Annotated in this window: 20 protein-coding genes; 17 read left to right on the top strand and 3 right to left on the bottom strand. The window is 38.3% G+C overall.

The window, feature by feature from the left end; genetic code table 11:
* Positions 1–122: 122 nt before the first annotated feature.
* Entirely contained in the window at positions 123–446 is a 324-nt protein-coding gene (locus AB3H93_RS11060; RefSeq protein WP_010720345.1) for a DUF960 domain-containing protein, read from the bottom strand.
* Positions 447–661: 215 nt separating this feature from the next.
* A complete protein-coding gene (locus tag AB3H93_RS11055) occupies positions 662–1,270 on the bottom strand; it encodes a 50S ribosomal protein L25/general stress protein Ctc (RefSeq protein ID WP_010736853.1) in 609 nt (202 codons plus the stop codon).
* Between the two features lie 327 nt (positions 1,271–1,597).
* Here AB3H93_RS11055 and AB3H93_RS11050 point away from each other — a divergent pair, with 327 nt between their 5' ends.
* The 14 genes from AB3H93_RS11050 to AB3H93_RS10985 all read left to right on the top strand — a co-directional run bounded on the left by AB3H93_RS11050 (position 1,598) and on the right by AB3H93_RS10985 (position 14,238).
* Positions 1,598–2,314 carry a 16S rRNA pseudouridine(516) synthase gene (locus tag AB3H93_RS11050; protein ID WP_081128316.1) on the top strand — a complete coding sequence of 239 codons (717 nt, stop codon included), beginning with the start codon at positions 1,598–1,600 and terminating at the stop codon, positions 2,312–2,314.
* An 11-nt stretch (positions 2,315–2,325) separates the two neighbouring features.
* Positions 2,326–3,021, top strand: a complete 696-nt coding sequence (locus AB3H93_RS11045) for a YjjG family noncanonical pyrimidine nucleotidase (protein ID WP_010720342.1) — start codon at positions 2,326–2,328, stop codon at positions 3,019–3,021.
* Positions 3,022–3,104: 83 nt separating this feature from the next.
* Positions 3,105–3,734, top strand: coding sequence for a uridine kinase (gene udk, locus AB3H93_RS11040; RefSeq protein ID WP_010720341.1), 630 nt, complete (start codon positions 3,105–3,107; stop codon positions 3,732–3,734).
* 144 nt (positions 3,735–3,878) lie between these two features.
* Entirely contained in the window at positions 3,879–4,478 is a 600-nt protein-coding gene (locus AB3H93_RS11035; RefSeq protein ID WP_034698710.1) for a TVP38/TMEM64 family protein, read from the top strand.
* Positions 4,479–4,501: 23 nt separating this feature from the next.
* The gene (locus AB3H93_RS11030) at positions 4,502–4,993 is read left to right on the top strand and encodes a GNAT family N-acetyltransferase (RefSeq protein ID WP_010736856.1); all 492 of its coding nucleotides are present in this window, start codon (positions 4,502–4,504) and stop codon (positions 4,991–4,993) included.
* A 429-nt stretch (positions 4,994–5,422) separates the two neighbouring features.
* A complete protein-coding gene (locus tag AB3H93_RS11025) occupies positions 5,423–6,799 on the top strand; it encodes a hypothetical protein (RefSeq protein WP_034698717.1) in 1,377 nt (458 codons plus the stop codon).
* Positions 6,783–7,247: a YaiI/YqxD family protein gene (locus AB3H93_RS11020; protein WP_368020575.1), complete on the top strand. Its 465-nt coding sequence runs from the start codon at positions 6,783–6,785 to the stop codon at positions 7,245–7,247. The genes AB3H93_RS11025 and AB3H93_RS11020 overlap by 17 nt, the downstream gene beginning before the upstream one ends.
* A 126-nt stretch (positions 7,248–7,373) precedes the next feature.
* Positions 7,374–7,739, top strand: a complete 366-nt coding sequence (locus AB3H93_RS11015) for a DUF2512 family protein (protein WP_034698720.1) — start codon at positions 7,374–7,376, stop codon at positions 7,737–7,739.
* A 169-nt stretch (positions 7,740–7,908) separates the two neighbouring features.
* Positions 7,909–8,985, top strand: coding sequence for a D-alanine--D-alanine ligase (locus tag AB3H93_RS11010; RefSeq protein WP_368020574.1), 1,077 nt, complete (start codon positions 7,909–7,911; stop codon positions 8,983–8,985).
* A 76-nt stretch (positions 8,986–9,061) separates the two neighbouring features.
* Positions 9,062–10,414 carry a UDP-N-acetylmuramoyl-tripeptide--D-alanyl-D-alanine ligase gene (gene murF / locus AB3H93_RS11005; protein ID WP_094940635.1) on the top strand — a complete coding sequence of 451 codons (1,353 nt, stop codon included), beginning with the start codon at positions 9,062–9,064 and terminating at the stop codon, positions 10,412–10,414.
* 322 nt (positions 10,415–10,736) lie between these two features.
* Complete coding sequence (locus AB3H93_RS11000) at positions 10,737–12,248, top strand: DEAD/DEAH box helicase (protein ID WP_010720333.1); 1,512 nt, start codon at positions 10,737–10,739, stop codon at positions 12,246–12,248.
* 129 nt (positions 12,249–12,377) lie between these two features.
* Positions 12,378–12,728 (top strand): holo-ACP synthase, encoded by a 351-nt coding sequence (gene acpS / locus AB3H93_RS10995; protein WP_010720332.1) that lies wholly within the window; start codon positions 12,378–12,380, stop codon positions 12,726–12,728.
* 15 nt (positions 12,729–12,743) lie between these two features.
* Positions 12,744–13,865, top strand: a complete 1,122-nt coding sequence (alr, locus tag AB3H93_RS10990; RefSeq protein WP_368020573.1) for an alanine racemase — start codon at positions 12,744–12,746, stop codon at positions 13,863–13,865.
* A gap of 10 nt (positions 13,866–13,875) precedes the next feature.
* Complete coding sequence (locus AB3H93_RS10985; RefSeq protein ID WP_010720330.1) at positions 13,876–14,238, top strand: type II toxin-antitoxin system PemK/MazF family toxin; 363 nt, start codon at positions 13,876–13,878, stop codon at positions 14,236–14,238.
* Positions 14,239–14,564: 326 nt separating this feature from the next.
* Here AB3H93_RS10985 and rpsN read toward each other — a convergent pair whose 3' ends face one another.
* Complete coding sequence (rpsN, locus tag AB3H93_RS10980) at positions 14,565–14,834, bottom strand: 30S ribosomal protein S14 (protein ID WP_010736862.1); 270 nt, start codon at positions 14,832–14,834, stop codon at positions 14,565–14,567.
* A 222-nt stretch (positions 14,835–15,056) separates the two neighbouring features.
* Here rpsN and AB3H93_RS10975 point away from each other — a divergent pair, with 222 nt between their 5' ends.
* The 3 genes from AB3H93_RS10975 to AB3H93_RS10965 all read left to right on the top strand — a co-directional run bounded on the left by AB3H93_RS10975 (position 15,057) and on the right by AB3H93_RS10965 (position 21,348).
* Entirely contained in the window at positions 15,057–16,001 is a 945-nt protein-coding gene (locus AB3H93_RS10975; protein ID WP_368020572.1) for an NADP-dependent oxidoreductase, read from the top strand.
* A 258-nt stretch (positions 16,002–16,259) separates the two neighbouring features.
* On the top strand, positions 16,260–18,965 hold the full coding sequence (locus tag AB3H93_RS10970) for a YhgE/Pip family protein (RefSeq protein WP_368020571.1): 2,706 nt from the start codon (positions 16,260–16,262) through the stop codon (positions 18,963–18,965).
* A gap of 559 nt (positions 18,966–19,524) precedes the next feature.
* Positions 19,525–21,348 (top strand): amino acid permease, encoded by a 1,824-nt coding sequence (locus AB3H93_RS10965; protein ID WP_010720326.1) that lies wholly within the window; start codon positions 19,525–19,527, stop codon positions 21,346–21,348.
* The last annotated feature ends 110 nt before the right edge of the window (positions 21,349–21,458 follow it).

Raw genomic sequence — 21,458 nt, 5'->3', positions numbered from 1 at the left:
AAACAAGCCAAGAATTGAATCGCTGAATAAATTCAAAGAATGAAACGCAAAGAATAAATTCAAAGGATCAACTACTTGGCCTGGGCGTACAAATCAAAAGGGACAACGAATGGTTGTGAACCTTAATACTGTCTTATCTCGCTGGGTAAAAGAATGGTTTCTCTAGTACCATCATCATAAGCATATACTTGGCTTGGAAAACTTGATGAATAGTGAAACGGTAAATCGATTCCCATCTCAACATCACTACCAGCTTGCGAAAAATGCATAGTTACTTTTCCATTATTGTCGATTAAATCAAAGGCTAACATATTATCTAAGGGGATGACTCCCTTAAGGTCTAGGTCAATAATAAACCAGATACTATCAATCAGTTCATCTGGTAAACTTGATACAACACCTACAGAGGCATACCGGTTACGACTACTGTCAAAACTTTCAAACATCTGTTTAACCTCCTTCGTTTTATCGAATAGACATGTTTTATTTCTTCATTTAGGATAAACGATTTACTGTAACGATGGTTCATTCTAATAGACTTTTTTTAAAAATGCAACAAAAATCGTGTACTTTTTTTCAAAGTATAAATTTTTTTTAAGGAGAGAAAAAAACGTGCCAAAAGCGGAGGTTACCAACGCTTTTGACACGAACAAGTCACTTGTTATTCTTCCGTTGAACCAATAACTTCTGGTTCGCTTTCTTCATCAGTAGTTTCAGCTTCCTCAGTTGGAGCTGCTACTGCAGCAATTTGTTCTTCACCATCAGAAACGACTTTATAATCGTTGTTTTCAGGTAGATCGGCTACTGTGATTGCATCGCCTAGATTTAGGTTTGTTACATCAACTTCGATACGTTCTGGTAAGTTGCTTGGTGTAGCAGAGACGATCACAGTGTAAAGGTTTTGTGCTAAGACACCACCAGCTTTCACACCTGCAGCTTCGCCAACAAGAACGATTTCAGTTTCGACTTCAGTTTCTTCTGACATGTTCACAGATAGAAATTCCACATGTTCAAAATGGTTGGTAAAGGTATTCGTTTGGACTTTATGAACCAACGTGTTGACTTTTTTTCCATCAATCGTCATTGTGATTACTGTATTTGCGCCATTTTCACGTAATAATTTACTGAATATTTGTCCATCAATAGCAATCGGAGTACTTTCAACATTGTACCCATAAACAATAGCTGGAACTTTACCTTCATGACGCAATTTATTTCTCAATGAACGGGGACGTACTTCTCTCTTACTTACTTCTAATGATACTGACATAACCAAAATTCCTCCTTAAAATGTGACTGTCGGCAACGTAGACCAACAGATTTTATTTAAGTGAACTTTCGACGGCTATTCTCGTGCACATTATTGGCTAGGGCGCTTAAAAAACGCAAAAAGGTAGATGCGCGCATCTACCTTTAGAAAGTCAGGATTCAACTTTTCTCCACCAGGTCATTACGCTGTGTATGAGAAATCCAATTCACTTTACTCTTTAACCGTAGCGCGAATCTGAATTTAAGTCAAGGAATAACAATGGCTTTCTTATTTGCATCTACTCTCTTTCGGGTTATAATGCTTGTTAGGCTAAGAAAGGAAAGCACCATGCGTTTAGATAAATTAATTGAAGAAACTTTACAAACGACTCGAAAAGAGATGAAGCGTTTATTTGCATCAAAACAAGTGAAAATTGATGGTTGTGTCGAATTTTGCCAAAACCGAAATGTGGATAGTTTGATTCATGAGATCGAAGTCTCAGGTAAGCGTTTAACGACAAACGAAGTCTATTACTTATTGAATAAACCGAGTGGTGCTGTGACTGCAGTTAAAGACCAAACAAAAATGACCGTGTTAGACTTGATTGCTTCAGCGGATCGAGCGAAGCCGCTCTATCCTGTCGGACGCTTGGATCGTGATACCACAGGACTACTATTACTGACATCAAATGGTCAGTTGGGATATGAAATGTTGCTGCCTGATAAAAAAGTCTTCAAAACTTATGAGGCGCAGATCAATGAACAAGTGACAGCTTCAGATATCGAAGCTTTTCAAGCAGGAATTGTTTTTGAGGGTGGCTATCGTTGTTTACCTGCACAATTAACAATCATGGAAACATCCAAAAACAGCAGTCGAGTACGAGTAACGATACAAGAAGGAAAATTTCATCAGGTAAAAAAGATGTTCCTTGCACGTGGTAAAAAAGTGACAAAGCTAAAGCGACTAATGATGGGACCTTTGCAGTTAGATGACCAACTTGCTGAAGGTGCCTATCGTTCACTGACATTAACCGAATTAAAGCAATTGAAAATATATTTTAAATAGGAGAGAAAAAAATGAATTATCATACTTTATTATTCGATGTAGACGATACGTTACTTGATTTTCAGATGACAGAAGCAAAAGCATTAAATGAATTATTTGCAGAGCAAGGAATTGAATTGACACCAGAAGTGAAAACAAGTTATAAGGCATTAAATCATCACTTATGGCGTGAATTTGAAAAAGGGAATATGACGAGAGAAGAGGTTACCGGGAGTCGTTTTGGACTACTATTTCAACAATTTGGTAAAACAGTTGATAGTTTAGCTATGGAGAAAAGATACAGACATTACTTGAATCAGGGGCATGATTTGATTGAGGGAAGTCATGAACTGCTTCAGACGTTATCTTCACAAGCGGATCTTTATATTGTGACAAACGGGGTATCGAAAACGCAATATCAACGTTTGACTGATGCGAAAATGTTGGGCTATTTCAAAAAAATTTTTGTTTCAGAAGATGTGGGCGCCCAAAAACCAATGAAAGAATTTTTTGATCATGTCTTTTCACAGATTCCTCAATTTGAAAAAGAAAAAACAGTTATTATTGGCGATTCATTGACCTCAGATATTAAAGGAGGGAACTTGGCAGGAATTGATACGATTTGGTTTAACAAAAATCGGTTGCCGGAAATTCCAGAAATCGTACCGACTTATCGGATTGATTCGTTAGCAGAACTTTATCCTCTTTTGGAAATCGAGAAGCATTAATTTTCAGAAAAATATAGCATTTTCGTGTATTTTCGCTATAATAGATAAGAATGTAAAAACGGATATGAAAGAGGTTTTAGTCAATGACAAAAAGCAAGCCAATTATCATTGGTGTGACGGGTGGATCAGGAAGCGGTAAAACAAGCGTAAGTCGTGCCATTTTCAATAATTTCCCAGACCATTCCATCATGATGCTTGAACAAGATTCTTATTATAAAGATCAAAGCCATTTGAGCTTTGAAGAACGATTGAATACGAATTATGATCATCCCTTTGCCTTTGATAATGATCTGCTGATTCAGCACGTGAAAGAACTACTGAACTATAACGCCATTGAAAAACCAGTTTATGATTATGTTGCACATACAAGAAGTCAAGCAACAATCATCCAAGAGCCTAAAGAAGTAATTATATTAGAAGGCATTTTGATTCTAGAAGATGAAAATCTACGTGACTTGATGGATATCAAAGTATATGTAGATACAGACGATGATATCCGTATCATCCGCAGAATCAAACGAGATATGGAAGAACGTGGCAGAACGTTGGATTCCGTGATCGAACAATATTTGACCGTGGTTAAACCGATGTATCATCAATTCATTGAACCAACTAAGCGTTACGCCGATATCATCGTGCCAGAAGGTGGCGAAAATCACGTAGCGATCGATTTGATTACGACGAAAGTTGCTAGTTTTTTGGATCATAAATAAAACAAAGAAACCAATAGGATAAGTCGAAGAATCATGAAAATAGGAGAAGCTATTTTCGATTCTTCGACTTATTTATCAAGTGAAACGTTTACTTTTGCAACGATTCTTAATGAAAAGTAGCGCTAAAAGGTGGAGAGACTGAAAATGAACGATCACAATCATTTACATAAATATATCCGAATAATCCCGATTATTGGCTTATTGTTCTTTTTGGTGTTAATCATTTATGCTTATCAACATGGGATCTTTCGATCAACCACTTCTTTGCAACGCTTCATCCAACAATTTGGGGAGTATGCAGTAGTGATTTTTATTCTCCTGCAGATTATTCAAGTGATCATCCCAATACTACCTGGAGGAATTTCTTCAGTGGCAGGCTTGTTGATGTTTGGGAATGGCTGGGGATTACTTTATAGCTGTATTGGATTGATTATCGGTGAAGCCATTGGTTTTTTATTGGTTCGTTATTATGGCGTTAGTTTTGTACAACTTATTTTATCGCCCAAAAAGTACCAAAAATTCGACCAATTACTGACACAGAAAACGAAGGATATCAAAAAAGTACTGTGTTTGACCATGTTGATTCCTTTTGCGCCTGATGACTTGGTTTGTCTGGTCGCAGGGTTAACTAAAATATCTTTTAAGGAATATATCCAAATTGTCCTATTATTGAAACCTTGGTCTGTCGGTGCGTATAGTTTGATTATGTTGTATCTGTTCCAGAAAGCACAAGGAAATTTTTAGCAGTAAGAGAGGAAAGAAAAAGAATGTTAGAAAAAGTCAAGGTAACCTCAACTGAAATTGACGAGTTGGTATCAGTGATCAAGGAAGTTTGGCCAGAAGCATTTGTTCCGATCATTGGGCAAGCACAAGTGGACTATATGTTGGCTACCTATCAATCAAAACAACAGATTGAAAAAGAAGTGGCGGAAGGTGTGCAGTATTTTCTCTTAAAAGAGCAAGGGCAAACGGTCGGATATACCGCCTATGAGGTAATAGCATCCAAAATATATTTGAGTAAGTTATACTTAATGAATCAATTCAGAGGGAAGGGATTGACGTCGGCTCTTTTTCAGTGGTACGAAACTATCGCTAGAGAACAAGGAATCAAAGAGATTTTTCTACGTGTCAATCAAGGCAATGCTCAAGCCATCGCCGTTTACCTTCATCAAGGTTTTGAAATGGCTGGTGAACTGATCTCGGATATTGGTCAAGGATTTCAAATGGTCGATTATCAAATGAAAAAAAGACTCGCATAACTTTGGGATATGTGTTAAAGTAACGACATGCGACGGGTCGAGAAGGCCTCTGGTTTACAGATGCGCCTAATTGATTTTGGAGACACAAGATCATGATGTGATCACTTGCCGGAATGCAAGGGTGTCGGGCAAGACTTTTGTGGAGAAGGGCTTGTCTGCTTGAGTTCACAAAAACTCAAGTACCAGTAAGATAGGACATTAGTCAGAAGAGATTCTGGGTAATGTCCTATTTTTTATGGGCAATCTTTCGTGGTTTGTTTTGGCTTGAGTGTTACTATTACTGACAAGAAGACGTGTCGCAATAGGTTATCGCTCGTTATAAGTCGAAATTCTTAGTTGAGAGTATCGGCTAAAATTGGTTTCTACTTATGATTAATGCTAGAATGAATGAAAAATAAGTTTTGTAATTACTCGCTAAGGAGTTTTTTTATGTTCGAGAAAATCAAACAATTTGGTCGTAATTTTACGCAATCAACACCTTTTATTTTAGCTAATACGGTTATATTTATTCCTTATCTTTTATTTCTGAATTTGAGCGATGGGGCTAACTGGGCTTCGATTTTACCGTTTACCTTATTTTATACTTTCCGTATGACGGGATTGTTTTTGATCCGCAGTATTCGTTTAGGTCTAGATAGTTATACATTACTGATGATTGCTCTTTTGATGGGAGGGGCGGGTTCGTTATTAGGGATCTTTGGTGTGCTCTATTTCCCCTTGTTTTATTTGTCTAGTATTTTATTGGGATTTAGTGCAGCTTGGCTACTTCCAGCAAATGTGACTGTTAATTACCATGAAAAGCGACAGGGTTTTACGAATATGACAGGCAAAAAATATATCTTTGCGCTACTATTATTGGTTTTGCTTTTTCGCTCGATCGAGTTGTCAGGTACGACCCAAATCGTTGTGACGTTAGGGCTGTATACATTGTTTTATATCATGGCTTATCACACCATCAGCCATTATCCTAGGTATGAATTGGATTTTAAAGAGATGAAAACAACGATTTTTGTCACGAAAGAATTTGTGCTGTTTATTGTGTTTTTTGTCTTATTGTTTTTGCTTCGAAATGCACGCTTGCTCGTTGAGCCAGAACTGTTTGATCTTACAATTTATGTTTTTCTCTTTTTATTTGTTTTAGCCGCTTTTTATTTAGGGCGAGGCAAAAAAAATTGGCAGTTTCCAAGTTGGCTCAATCTCATGAATTTTTTGAGTGGAATGGTGGGGAACTTTCTCTTTTTGTTTAGTACATTTTATGTAGGAGTTTTGTATGGATTTGATCATTTAGCCACTTATATGTATCTACCTTATATAGCTGGAATGGTCGTCGCTAAGCTGATTGGTAATCGTATCTTACGTAGTTTCCCCTATCCTCCAGTGATCGTCCAGTTGATCGGGCTATCTCTCTCTTTATTGATTTTATTGATCCCGACTGCGTTTGTGATTGGATTGTTTTTCTTAAGTTTTTGTCATGCTGTGATCAGCGGTTGGTTAAATCGTGTGTGTTATGACACTGATACGGATATTCCCATGGATCAACGAGTCATCATTAAATTTACGACACAAAACAAAGGGAGTGTGGTCCATCAATTTCTCTTGATGGGGCTATTATTAGTTCTTACCCGTTGGCTAGAGCTACCCGTTGCAGTGCTGTTGCAGTTGACTGACAAGTTAAGAGTTCCTACGATCAGTGTGCAATTAATGGAATACGCTAAGTGGGGGAACATCAGCTGGTTACTCCTTGGTGTGCTGGGTGTTTATCTATTATGGAAACGAGAGGTGCGGCATCATGCGAATAATGATTGACGGAGATGGTTCGCCGGTTAAGGAAGATGTAATTGAAATTGCTGGTTTGTATCAAGTGGAAGTCATGATCGTGACGAGCGTGGCTCATTACACCCATAAAGAATATCCAGCGTATGTTCAATTTGTGTACGTTGATCAAGGCGCAGATAGCGCAGATTACCGCATTGTGGGCTTGATTCGCAAAGGAGATATTCTAATCACACAAGATTATGGGTTAGCTTCTTTAGTTTTACCAAAGAGGGTACGAGTGTTTCATCAAACGGGTAAAGAATTTAGTGCAACAACGATTGACTCTTTGTTAGAACAACGTTACCAAAGTGGAAGGTTGCGCAAAGCAGGTCTTCGAACTAGAGGACCTAAACCTTTTACCACTCAAGATCATCAAAACTTTAGACAGGCATTAATTCAAGCGCTTGAACAAGTCAAGTTATCTTCAAACAATGAGTAGCGACAATAGGTTTGTTTTCCCCTCAATTAGTACGATATCTTTGCTTGTATTGTCTTTAAAATGATAAAATAATTAAAGATATTTTATTATCTAATTTTTTTCTAATCTGAGGGGAGAGAGTGGAAAATGAAACATGTAAAAGCATTAATTGTAAAAGCAATCATGATTTGGGCGATTTTATGGATCGTATTAACAGGATTATACGGAGTTAGCTTCATGGATTCGACAATTGTTGGGGTCATTATCGTTGTGATGATTTATGTATTAGGTGATTTACTCATTCTGCGAAAGGTGGGGAATATTGCGGCGACGATCGCAGATGCCGGTTCTTCCGCAGTCATTTTGTGGGTATATCTTTATTTTATGAATGATATGACGAACATCTGGATGAAAGTTTTGATTCCTGCTTTATTAATTGGCATAGGAGAATGGTTCTTCCATAAATGGTTGTTAAATCAAGGGATTGTCCCTGATGAACGAAAGATGGAATAGATGAAAAACAACAATCGGAAAAGAGGCGCAGGCAGCGATGCCGTGCCTTTTTTCTTGATTTAACAAATAAGTTTATCGACTTTTTGAAAAATAAGCTGTTTGATTCTTTTGATTTTGTGCTAAAATATGAAGTAAAAGTGAAAGATATTGGATACGGGAGGACAATCTTTTGAAGATTACTTTACTATATGGTGGACGCAGTGCAGAACATGATGTTTCAGTTCTTTCAGCGTTTTCAGTCTTAAATGCTATTTATTATACGTACTATCAAGTTCAACTGATATTTATCAGCAAAGAAGGTCAATGGGTGAAGGGCCCTTTGTTAACAGAGAAACCAACGAGCAAAGAAGACTTACATTTAACATGGGACCCAAGCGGAAAAGTGACAGATGGCTTTACGGGAAGAGTGATCAATCCTGGAGAAATCAAAGAAGAAGGAACGATTGTTTTCCCTGTCTTACACGGACCTAATGGTGAAGATGGAACGATTCAAGGATTTTTGGAAACATTGAACTTGCCATATGTCGGCGCTGGCGTTTTAACAAGTGCTTGTGCAATGGATAAGATCATGACCAAATACATTTTGCAAGCGGCAGGGGTGCCACAAGTTCCTTATGTCCCTGTTTTGAAAAATCAATGGAAAGAAAATCCTAAAAAAATCTTTGGTCAATGTGAAGGGTCTTTGCTTTACCCAATGTTTGTCAAACCAGCAAATATGGGTTCAAGTGTAGGGATCTCTAAAGCGGAGAACCGTGAAGAACTGCAAAATGCGCTTGCATTAGCTTATCAATATGATTCTCGTGCGATCGTTGAGCAAGGGATCGAAGCACGTGAAATTGAAGTAGCTGTTTTAGGGAATGAAGACGTGCGTACCACGTTACCTGGTGAAGTAGTCAAAGATGTTGCATTCTATGATTATGATGCGAAATACATCAACAATAAGATTGAAATGCAAATCCCAGCTGAAGTACCGGAAGAGGTCTATCAAAAAGCGCAGGAATATGCAAAAATTGCGTATACAATGCTAGGTGGGAGTGGCTTGAGCCGTTGTGATTTCTTCTTGACGAATAAAAATGAACTATTCCTAAATGAGTTAAATACAATGCCTGGATTCACGCAATTTAGCATGTATCCATTATTGTGGGAAAACATGGGCTTGAAGTATGGCGATTTGATCGAAGAATTGATTCAATTAGGAATCAATCGTTTTAATCAACGACAAGGTTTTTTTGAAGCAAACGAATAGACAATTAAAAATAGAAGCTGGAGCGAATGTCATTCACATTTGTTCCGGCTTCTAAATGCGAAAAGGCGGGTTTTTTATGAAACTAACAGTACAAGAAATCGCTCAAGCTGTAGGAAGCGTAATGAATGATTTAACGGAAATCACAGGTGTGGAGTTCGATAGTCGCAAGATTGAAAAAGGTGGGTTGTTCGTGCCGCTAAAAGGAGCAAGAGATGGACACGAATTTATTCAACAAGCCATGGATAATGGAGCGGTTGCTACTTTTTGGAGTCTGGAAGCGTCCAAAGCACCTAGTGGGATTCGAGTGATTCTTGTGGATGATCCACTAAAAGCAATGCAAGATCTGGCGAAGTACTACCTAGCGAAAGTTGGGGCTGAAGTGGTGGCAATTACGGGAAGTAATGGGAAAACAACGACAAAAGATTTGACTGCTTCAGTTTTAGCTCAAAAGTACAAAACCTATAAAACACAAGGAAATTACAACAATAATATTGGCTTGCCTTATACGATTTTGCACATGCCGATGGATACCGAAAAAATCGTTTTAGAAATGGGGATGGATCATGCCAGAGAGATCACTGAGCTTTCTTTGATTGCCCGACCTAAAGTAGCGGCTATTACGATGATTGGTGAAGCACATATTGAAAACCTTGGCTCACGAGCAGGAATCGCGCAAGCAAAAATGGAAATTGTTGATGGTTTGAGAGAAGATGGGCTGTTGATTATCCCAGAAGAAGAACCATTATTGAAACCTTTGACTGAAAGTTTGACTCAAAAAATTGAAACGTTTGGATTAAATACAGGGCAGCTACAGGCGGAGGTAACGAGTGAAGAGAAAACAGCCACACATTTTATCGTCAATGATGAATCGTTCATGATTCCTCTTCCTGGAAGTTATAATGTCACCAATGCGTTGATTGCTTATGCTGTTGGGCAATTTTTTGGTCTGCCAACGGAAGCCATCCGTCTAGGTTTAGCAAGTGTCACAGTGACGCAAAATCGTACGGAGTGGCTAAGTGCTGGAAATGGTGCGGGGATTCTAAGTGATGTCTATAATGCGAATCCTACAGCAATGGGATTGGTCTTAGATACTTTTGCCAACTTACCAACAAAAGGGAGAAGACTTGCTGTACTTGCGGACATGCTGGAATTAGGACCAGATGCTTTGAAGATGCACGCAAGTATGGCTGAACATCTTGATCCAGCTGATTTTGCGGGAGTCTATTTATATGGGCCCCAAATGAAAGCATTATATGAAAAGTTGAACGAAAAGTATCCAGATTTATACGTACAATATTTTGAAACAGATAAAGAACAACTCATTGCAACAGTGAAAGAAGAAATACGTCCGGAAGATAGCATCGTTTTAAAAGGAAGCAATGGAATGGGATTGATTGATGTCGTTAAACAATTGCAAGGAATGAAATAATAAACTGCAAACTTGCAGAAAATAAGAAATTATGCTAGAATAACCTATTGCCGAAAGATGAAGAGAAATTGGACTGGTTCTTTCGTTTATGTAAATTGCTAGAGCCAGATGTCATAACAATGATAAAGCTGAACGCGACCCGTTTGGCTTTTCTAATGCCTAAACTTCGCAAAGTGATTTTTCGGTGGTGCCACAGGGGCTAAGAATGAGTAAAAACGTACGTGGCCACTGTCAAAAAGAACCAAACACTTTGACCGAACAATCGACGGGGTAGCAAAAATTAAGCTACATCCTCAGTTAACAACCATATAGGAGGATTCATTTGAAATTTAAAGAATTAGAATTATCACCAGAATTATTGAAATCAGTAGAGCGTGCTGGTTTTGAAGAAGCAACACCGATCCAGTCAGAAACAATCCCTTTAGCATTGTCTGGAAAAGATGTGATTGGACAAGCACAAACAGGGACTGGTAAGACGGCTGCTTTTGGTTTGCCGATGTTAGAAAAAATCGACACTAATCGCCACGAATTGCAAGGGTTAGTCATTGCACCGACACGTGAATTAGCGATCCAAACACAAGAAGAGCTTTATCGTCTTGGTCGTGATAAAAGAGTACGTGTACAAGCTGTTTACGGAGGCGCTGATATCGGTCGCCAAATCCGTGGATTGAAAGATCGTCCACATATTGTCGTAGGAACACCTGGACGTATGCTGGATCACATCAACCGCCACACATTGAAATTAGGAACAGTGGAAACATTAGTTCTAGATGAAGCAGATGAAATGTTGAACATGGGCTTTTTGGAAGATATTGAAAGTATTATTTCAAAAGTACCTGAAGAACGCCAAACATTATTATTCTCAGCAACAATGCCACCTGCAATCAAAAATATCGGCGTGAAATTCATGAAATCACCAACACACGTGAAGATCAAAGCGAAAGAAATGACAGCTGACTTAATCGATCAATATTATGTTCGAGCAAAAGAATACGAAAAATTCGATATCATGACACGTTTGTTCGATGTCCAAACACCAGAACTTACGATTGTTTTTGGTCGTACAAAACGACGTGTTGATGAATTGGCACGTGGATTAGAAGCTCGCGGTTATCGTGCAGAAGGAATCCATGGGGACCTTTCACAACAAAAACGAATGAGTGTTTTACGTTCATTTAAAAATGGTCATTTAGATATTTTAGTTGCTACGGATGTAGCTGCACGTGGTTTGGATATTTCAGGCGTGACTCACGTCTACAACTATGACATTCCACAAGATCCAGAAAGTTATGTTCACCGTATCGGACGTACAGGTCGTGCGGGTAAAGGCGGGATGTCAGTGACATTCGTTACGCCAAACGAAATGAGCTACCTACATGTTATTGAGAACTTAACGAAAAAACGGATGGCTACTCTACGTCCGCCAACTGAAAAAGAAGCATTCAAGGGACAACTAGGTGCTGCAGTGGAACAAATTGAAGCTAAGCTTGAAGAAAACGGCTTAGACAAGTATTTGCAAACAGCAGATAAATTGCTTGAAGAGTATTCTGCACAAGATTTAGTAGCTTTGTTACTAAAAACGACTGCGAAGGATCCTTCTGATGCAATACCAGTTAAAATCACTCCAGAACGTCCATTGCCAATGCAGAAAAAAGGCTATAATAAAAATGGCAAACGTGGCGGCGGAAATAACCGTAATCGACGCGATAATAACAACTACCGTGGCAACAAATCAAAAGGTGGCTACAGTAAAAATAATAACCATCAAAAAGATGGCGGTAAGCGTCAAAACGATAAAAAACGTGGATTTGTGATCCGTACAAATAACGATTAATAATAAATGATAAGCTTCTCTTTTTTAAGAGGAGCTTTCTTTTTAGTTATTTATGGACATATTGGTGGTAAAATACCGAGAATTTGGTAGAATGAGAGTGTTCTAAAATTTTTGAAAAGAGTAGAGTCTATGATTAAAGGAATTGGGATTGATGCAGTTGAGTTACCAAGGATTGCAAAGATCATCAAAGAAAAACAAAATTTTATCGACCGAGTGTTGACGCCAAATGAAATCGAGCAATTTCAAATCCTGCCTTTTCACCGACAAGTAGAATTTCTCGGAGGGCGTTACGCTTGCAAAGAAGCTTTTTCAAAAGCGTGGGGAACTGGTATTGGTAAGGTGACGTTTCAAGAAATTGAAATTTTAAAAAATGATGCAGGACAACCTGTAGTCACAAAATCACCTCATTCAGGTACTTGTTTTGTTAGTATCACGCATACGGATGAATTAGCGTTTGCACAAATTATTTTAGAAGATTAGAAAGAAGGAAAAATCATGGTTGTCGCTTGGCACCGACCTACAAGAGTCATTATACATACAAAAGCTATTACTGAAAATGTCAAAAAAGAATTAGCTAGATTACCAAAAGGAAAAGAGCTATTTGCTGTAGTCAAAGCAAATGGTTACGGGCACGGAGCAGTCCAGACAGCAGAAGCTGCACTGGCTGGAGGTGCTACTGGATTTTGTGTGTCTAATCTAGACGAAGGGATTGAATTGCGGGAAGCGGGATTCACAGAACCTATTTTAGTGTTGAATATGATTCCCATTGACGCATTGACTTTAGCGGTTGTCCATGATTTATCGATCACTGTAGGAAACAAAGAATGGTTAGAACAGGCTGTTGAATATCTGCAAGAAAGAAAGCTGAAACATGCGTTAGCACTTCATTTGAAAGTTGATACCGGCATGGGACGGATTGGTTTTTTGACACCTGAAGAAGTCGTAGAGGCAGTTTCATTTATTCAAGAAAGTGCTGTATTGGAATGGGAAGGGATTTTCACCCATTTCTCAACGGCTGATCAAGCGGATGAAACGTATTGGCAACAGCAACATCAACGTTTTATAGAGACAATCGATGCATTGCCTGCTTTACCTAAGTATGTTCATGTAAGTAATAGTGCTACTGCTTTATGGCATGATGAAAAAATTGGTAACATGATTCGTTTTGGTGTAGCAATGTATGGGTTAAATCCTTCAGGGCATGCACTGCCAGAACCGTATCCATTGGAACCCGCACTAGAGTTAGTTTCCGAGTTGATCCAAGTGAAACGTTTGGCTAAAGGTGAAGGCATCGGCTACGGGGAAACCTATATTACCGATCAACCAGAGTGGATCGGGACGATCCCGATTGGCTATGCGGATGGCTGGTTACGAAACATGCAAGGCTTTTCCGTCCTAGTGGATGGAAATTTATGTGAAATTGTCGGACGTGTGTGTATGGATCAAATTATGATCCGTTTACCTCAGGAAGTTCCACTGGGAACAAAGGTTACTTTGATTGGTAAAAATCAGGAAAAAGAGATATCGATGCAAGCAGTAGCGGATCAATTAGGTACGATCCACTATGAGGTAGCCTGTGTACTAGGAACGCGCATTCCTAGAGAATATGAAGAGTAAGGAGAATCCTATGGTAAAAAGAGGAGACATTTATTTTGCTGACCTTTCTCCAGTCGTGGGTTCAGAACAAGGCGGGACACGACCTGTCTTAGTTATTCAAAATAATTTAGGGAATCATTTTAGTCCAACGATTATTGTGGCGGCCATTACTGCCAAAATGGCCAAACCTAAATTGCCTACGCATATTGGAATAAAAGCAACTGGTACTGGAATCGAACGTGACTCTGTCATTTTACTTGAACAGATCAGAACAATTGATAAATCAAGATTAAAAGAAAAAGTTTGTCATTTAGATCGAGGAATTATGTCAGAAGTCGATCATGCACTTAAAATCAGTGTAGGTATCGAAGCATTGACCCCTGTCGCTAAATAAGCACATTATGCCTTTACATATAAAAGGAACAAGCTAATTATCTTGAATGTCAATCAACAAAGGTTATAAGAGAAATCGTTGGATCTGAGCGTTAATGATGTCAATCGCTATACGGTTGTTTCTGACTCTTAATAAAAAATGCTGGATAATGATAAGAAAAAAGTTGAGTCAGCATTGTTCAACTTATAAAAAAGCCGTAAGGACCAAAAATAGTTTTCCTATCTTTAGTCCTTACGGCTTTTTTTATATGTGTTTGATTAGTTTATCTTATTCAGAGAGTGACTGCTATTTTGCCAGAATATCTTTCGTCTGTCTAATACTAATAATTACCAACTAGCTTTTTTGACACCAGGGATCAGTCCTTGATGAGCTAGTTCGCGAAATTTCACACGAGACATGCCGAATTTTCGCATATATCCGCGAGGACGTCCATCGATCAAGTCACGGTTTTTCAAACGCTCAGGGCGTGCATCTAAAGGTAATTGACGTAAGGCTTCATAATCTTTATTCGCTTTTAACTCTTGTCGTAAATCAGCATAGCGGGCAATCATTTCTTGTTGTTTTCTAGCTTTTGCAATTTTTGATTTTTTTGCCATATTTTCCTCCAATAATCTCTTTAATTTTTCAAATCGTAAAAATTACGGTTTAGTGTAGATACTTTAACATAGTGTGAGAAATAAAACAATTATTTTGTTTCTAAAAATGTTTAGTCCTTCTCTTGTTCTCTATGAAAGAGAAAGACCACCGATGCGATTAAAACAGTTTTTTTGTCAAATAGTGGTGTTACACGTAAACTAGAAGAAAAGGAGGGGGTAGAGATGCGTAGGTTTGCTATTAGTGGTTATGGGCCAGCTGAAAAGGTGTTTCAAGAAATAGTAGACACACCAAGGGAGGTCACGCCCAATCATCTTCGTGTGGAATTGAAAGCGTTTAGTATCAATCCTTATGATGTCGCTTTGCGTTCAGGAAAGATGAAGGAAGTCCGAACCTTAACATTCCCTTACGTATTAGGGAATGATGGTGCTGGAATCGTGACGGAAGTAGCAAGTGACGTCGATTCATTTGCTGTGGGGGACCGTGTAGTCGTTCATCCTGTGTCAGGTGCTTACGGCGAAGAAATCGTCTTACCAGCAAGTAAAGTGGCTAAAATACCAGATGAAATGAGTTGGGTAGAAGCGGCTGCAATGGTAACGACGGGGATCACTGCTTACAATGTGATTAATCATCTGCTAACGATCCAACCAACTGACACGGTAATGGTGACCGGAGCTTCAGGAGGCGTAGGAACTAGTTTGATCCAATTACTTCATCAAAAAGGGATTCGGACGTTAGCTAGTGCATCAAAGACAAATGAAGAATTAGTCCGAAGTTTAGGCGTTACTCATTTTTCTTCTTATGATCAAGAAAATCCTGGAGAAGTATTCAGTAATCAAGCAGATATTGTGATCGATGCGACGAAAGGAAGCATCGCGGGAGACATGGCTATCAAAATTATGAAAGAAGAAGGTCATTATGTTGCGTTGAACGAATTGCCTTCCCTTGCATCTCGTCAGAAAAAAAATGGGTTTTATGAGACTTTTGTTCCTAGAAAAGAATACTCAAATCAAGAAGCTTTGACTCATTTAATTGCCGCGTATAAAACAGGAAATTACCAAATTTTTGTAGCAGAAGAATTAGCTGCAACTCTTGATCATTTAATCTGGGCGCACCATCAACTTGAAGGACACCCCTCTGCAGGTAAAATCGTATTAACTTATGATTAGAGCTGGGTTGGTAAAAGGAGCAAACTTTTTCTGGATGCGTTTTCTTCTTCTGATTTTTAGCATGAAAATTTCTTTCTGCTTTATTTAATGGTAAAGTGGTACATGTAAAATTTAACTATTTCTTCAATTCTATGGTCAGACAATCGGACAGTTTGACTATTATGTCTAAATTATCGAGCTTTTTGAAAAAAGGGAATTGAAAATTACATGATTTACATGGTAAAGTAATGCAGCTGAAAAAAGAAGAAGGGGATATTTATGCGGTCAATCAAAAACACATTAAAATTATATCTACTTGACTGGAAAAGAATTTTTAAAAATCCAATTGCTACACTTTTGATCATTGCAATTATGATTATCCCTTCATTATATGCGTGGTTCAACATCAAAGCGTTATGGGATCCTTACGGAAATACCGGTGAATTGCCTATCGCGGTTTATAGTGCAGATCAACCGGCAGAATTTCGAGGGAAAGAAGTCGCAATTGGGAAAGAAGTGATCAAATCACTTCATGACAATAAACAACTCGGATGGCAATTCGTTGACTCAAAAGCAGAACTGGAACAAGGGGTTCGTTCTGGGAAATATTATGCAGGAATCTACTTACCGAAGGATTTCTCAGAAGACTTGTTAAGTTTTACGAGTGGAGAGATCAGAAAGCCAAAAATCGAATACACGGTGAATGAGAAAATCAATGCGATCGCTCCTAAGATCACCGATAAAGGAGCTTCTGCGATCCAAACCCAGATTACAGATGAATTTATCAAGACAGCTAGTTCAACGTTATTGAAGGTCTTTAACGAGATCGGTTATGACATTGATTCGAATCTAGTAAGTATCAATAAGGTCAAATCAATGATACTTTCAACGGATGAGAACCTTGATACGATCGACGGTTATACGCAACAAGTACTCGATTTACAAAAACAACTACCTTCTATTAAAGAAAAGTTAAACAAAGCCAATGAATTTGTGAACTATCTCCCACAAGTCGATGAAATGGGACAAAAAGTGGTTGCACTGAATGATAAAATGCCACAGCTCCAAGAGCAAGCGAAAATCATTTTAGATTTACAACAAAAAATACCGGAAATCCAAAATGCAGGTCGACAAATTGCTGAGATCGATCAGGATTTTTCATCGATCCAAGAAACGATGGATCAAGGAATCACTGAAGCGAAACAAGGGTTGTCGATCATTCAACAAGTCCAAGAAATCTTACCTGACGTGAAGAAATTAGAAACACAAGCAAACGACCTAGCTACTCAAACAAAATCAGGTGCAGAGCAATTAAAAGACGCATTACCAGGTATCACAACAAGTGTGAATACAACGATACAATCGATTAGTCAGGTAGCAACGTCTATTGATTCATTCACAGCGAGTGTCGATCAGGCAATTGCAGATAATCAATTGACGGAAGAAGAGAAGGGAAACTTACTCAAATTATTGGATAATCTCTACAATAGTTTACCAGCACAGCAACAAGCGATTGATCAGTTGATTACCTTTTTGACACAGTTACAGAATCAAACGGGAAATACCAAACTTCAAAAAATAATTAATACATTGAATAGTATCAAACCAGTTTTAAGCGGCTTACAAAATCGCCTACCAGCGTTGAAACAAGCCATTCAAGAAGGAAATATCGATAACGTAAGAAATATCTTAGGGCAAATTCAAACTGCTGCTAAAAATGTCAATAACTTGATTTCTGGAATCGATGTGAACCAAGTCAGTTCAACCGTTGATTCACTATTAAATCAAGTCATCAGTACGATTGAAACAGCTCAAGGTGCGTTAAGCAAGGCTGACCAAATCGATTTTGATTCGCTGTTAAATTCAACAAAAGCAACAGTGACCAATGCAGTGGCGATATTAGAGAAGTACCAAAAAGAAATGCCAGCGATCGGACAAGAGATCCATGATGCAAACACCATGTTGAATGGTAATATGGAAACGATCGTCAATGGGATCAATAAAGGAGCCGATCTGTATAATAATGATTTGCCAGTGTTAGCCAACAAATTGAGTACAGCTGCTAACTTTATCCAAAATGACTGGCCAACGATCAAAAATGAAATCACAAGTACGATGACAACAGCGAATGAAAAAATGCCACAAGTTGAAACGGCAGTAAATGCAGCAGCTGATTTGATCAATAATGATTGGCCAAACATCAAGACAGGTATCCAAAAAGCAGCAGATGCTATTCGTAAAGGAGAAAAAGAAGTTGATCTAGGAGAAGTGATCAAATTATTGAAACTAGATGCCACGAAAGAGAGTGACTTCTTTACGCAACCAGTAGAATTAAAAACCAATACGATGTATCCAATTGCAAACAACGGCTCGGCAAGTACGCCATTTTATACAGCACTTTGTTTGTGGGTGGGAGCTGTCTTGCTATCAAGTGTAGCGACAACCGATTACTATCTAGGTAAAAAAGAAAGAAACAATTTTACAAAACGAGAACAATTTGTTGCACGAATGCTCACGTTCTTAACGATGGCTGTCGCACAAAGTTTGATCGTTACTTTAGGAAATATCTTTTTATTAGGCGTGGATGTCCATAATCCAGTTTATAGCGTGTCCTTTGCCGTTTTGATCTCGCTAGCCTTTATGATGATCGTGTATGTTTTAGCGGCGCTCTTTGATAACGTTGGGAAGGGACTTGCGATCATTATCCTCGTGCTATCGATTTCTGGTGGAGGTGGGAACTATCCTATCCAAGTATCAGGGAAGTTCTTCCAAATGATCAATCCATTCTTGCCATTCACTCATGCGGTTAATCTATTACGAGAATCAGCAGGAGGAATCTATTGGCCAAATGCTGCAAATGCGATTTGGATCATGATTGGTCTATTCGTTAGCTTTGGTGTTATTGGAACGGCTGTTGCGCCTTATGTCCAAGAAAAAATGGTCAAATTCAAAGAAGCAGCACATCAGAGTCATATTTTCCACTAGTAGTTAAAGCAATAACCAGTTTGAAAAAAGAAGACCTTGTTAGACAGAAATAGTCATGTATTTTCGTCTGACAAGGCCTTTATTTTATTAACAGAGCTTAGGTGATCAGAGGAGCTATTTTTTTCTTTTTGTAGAAACAACGAGTTTAATTGAAAAAATTGAAAATAGAAAAGTAAAGTTTGTTATGGCTGATTCCACAATGATTGATGATTGCTAGAAAAAATCACAGTCCGTTTACTTATTTTTTGGAAAGTGCTGGTTGTTCAAGTTCTACGAAAAGTAAAAGTTTTTATTGAATAGGAAAGAAAAATCTCGATGAGTGAGATGTTACATTTTTTGACAGAAAAGGAAAAAAGTCGCTGAAATGTAAGGCATTTGCTAATTTAACGTACGATTGAAAAAAATACTGTTTTTTTTCTAATTTTTTTCAATTAATTTTATGAAAGTTTATTGACTTTTATATTATGGGAGCGTACTATAACATCTTGTTTAAGATAAATTTTTTTAATTTTGACAATAATAATTTTGAAGTAAATATGTGTGTAAAGGAGTAAAAAAATTGGACTACTTAAAAAGGTTGTTAGTAGGTAAGCCGTTGAAATCTGCTGAAAACGACGAGCATAAATTAACTCGTTTTGCCGCGTTAGCATTGCTGTCATCGGATGCCCTATCATCCATTGCTTACGGTACAGAGCAGATTGTGGTTGTTTTAGTTGCCTTGTCAACTGCAGCCATTTGGTATTCACTGCCAATTGCAGCATTTGTTATTATTCTATTGATTTCATTAACTCTCTCTTACCGTCAAATCATTCACGCGTATCCTCAAGGCGGAGGAGCTTACGTCGTCAGCAGTGAAAACCTTGGGAAAAATGCCGGGTTGATCGCTGGAGGTTCCTTGTTGATCGACTATATGTTGACGGTAGCTGTTTCCGTGTCAGCTGGTGCCGAAGCGATTACCTCGGCAATCCCCGCATTGTATGGTCACCAAGTAGCAATCTCAGTTGCGATCGTATTGCTCTTGATGATGCTGAATTTACGCGGGTTAAGGGAATCGGCTTCTTTCTTGCTATTCCCTGTTTACACGTTCATCATTGTGATTACGTTGCTAATTGCGGTCGGACTGTTTAATATCATTACTGGTGCCGTACCATTACATGCAACAGCCTTACCTGGAGCTGCAATCCCAGGGGTGTCGATCGCATTGATTTTGCGAGCATTCTCTTCTGGTTCTTCTTCTTTAACAGGGGTTGAAGCAATTAGTAATGCCGTACCATTTTTCAAGAAACCTCGAGCAAAAAATGCAGCAGCAACTTTAACAATGATGGCTTTGATCTTAGGCTTCTTCTTTGTCGGTATCACGTTCATCAACTATTGGTATGGGATCGTACCTGAAAAAGAAGTTACTGTATTGTCTCAAATTGGGAAAGCTGTCTTTGGCCATGGCGTATTGTATTATGTATTACAATTTGCTACCGCTTTGATCTTGGCGGTTGCTGCCAATACTGGATTCTCTGCATTCCCAGTATTAGCATACAATTTGGCAAAAGATAAGTTCATGCCACATATGTATCAAGATCGTGGAGATCGTTTAGGGTACTCAAATGGGATCATGACATTAGCTTTTGGTTCGATCATTCTCTTATTTATTTTCCATGGTTCAACGGAACGTTTGATTCCGTTATACTCGATCGGTGTATTTATTCCTTTTGCGCTATCGCAAACAGGAATGGTCGTTAAATGGAAAAAAGAAGGAAAGAACTGGTTAGGAAAATCTATTGCAAATATCACAGGTGCGTTTATCTCTTATGCGATCATTGCGATTTTGTTCGTTTACCGCTTAGGTGATATTTGGCCATTCTTTATCATCATGCCAATTGTGATGTATATTTTCTATCGCATTCATGATCACTACAAAAAGGTAGCAGAACAGCTGCGACTTGAAACGGACGCCAAGTTACATGACTATGATGGAAATACCGTGCTGGTTTTAGTAGGAAATGTCACACGTGTTAACATCGGTGCGATCAATTATGCTCGTTCGATCGGGGATTATGTGGTGGCCATGCACGTGTCATTGGATGAAGATATAGCAAAAGAAAAAGAAATTGAAGCAGACTTTAAGAAACATTTTCCTGATGTCCGTTTTTCAGTTGTTCATTCTTCTTATCGTTCTATTGAAAATCCAATTATCCGCTACGTTGATCTGGTAAGTAAAAATGCCGCAAAACAAAACTATACGACGACAGTATTGATTCCACAGTTTGTACCAAACCGTCGTTGGCAAAATATCTTACACAATCAAACAAGTTTACGATTAAGACTTCGTTTATCTTGGCGAGAAAATATCGTGATAAGTACGTATAGTTATCATTTGAAGAAATAAATGTTAAAGACCAAAAAATGCTTGAGTGAGAAACTCAGGCATTTTTTATTTATTTATTTATTTATTTTCTAATTACAAAAAAAATAAATAAAAAAGTGTCACTTAATTGA

The organism is Enterococcus sp. C74 (assembly GCF_040887125.1).
In the GTDB taxonomy this organism is placed as follows: Bacteria; Bacillota; Bacilli; order Lactobacillales; family Enterococcaceae; genus Enterococcus_B; species Enterococcus_B hirae.
Note: the sequence above shows the minus strand (reverse complement) of the source record. Positions and strands in the feature narration are given on the sequence as shown.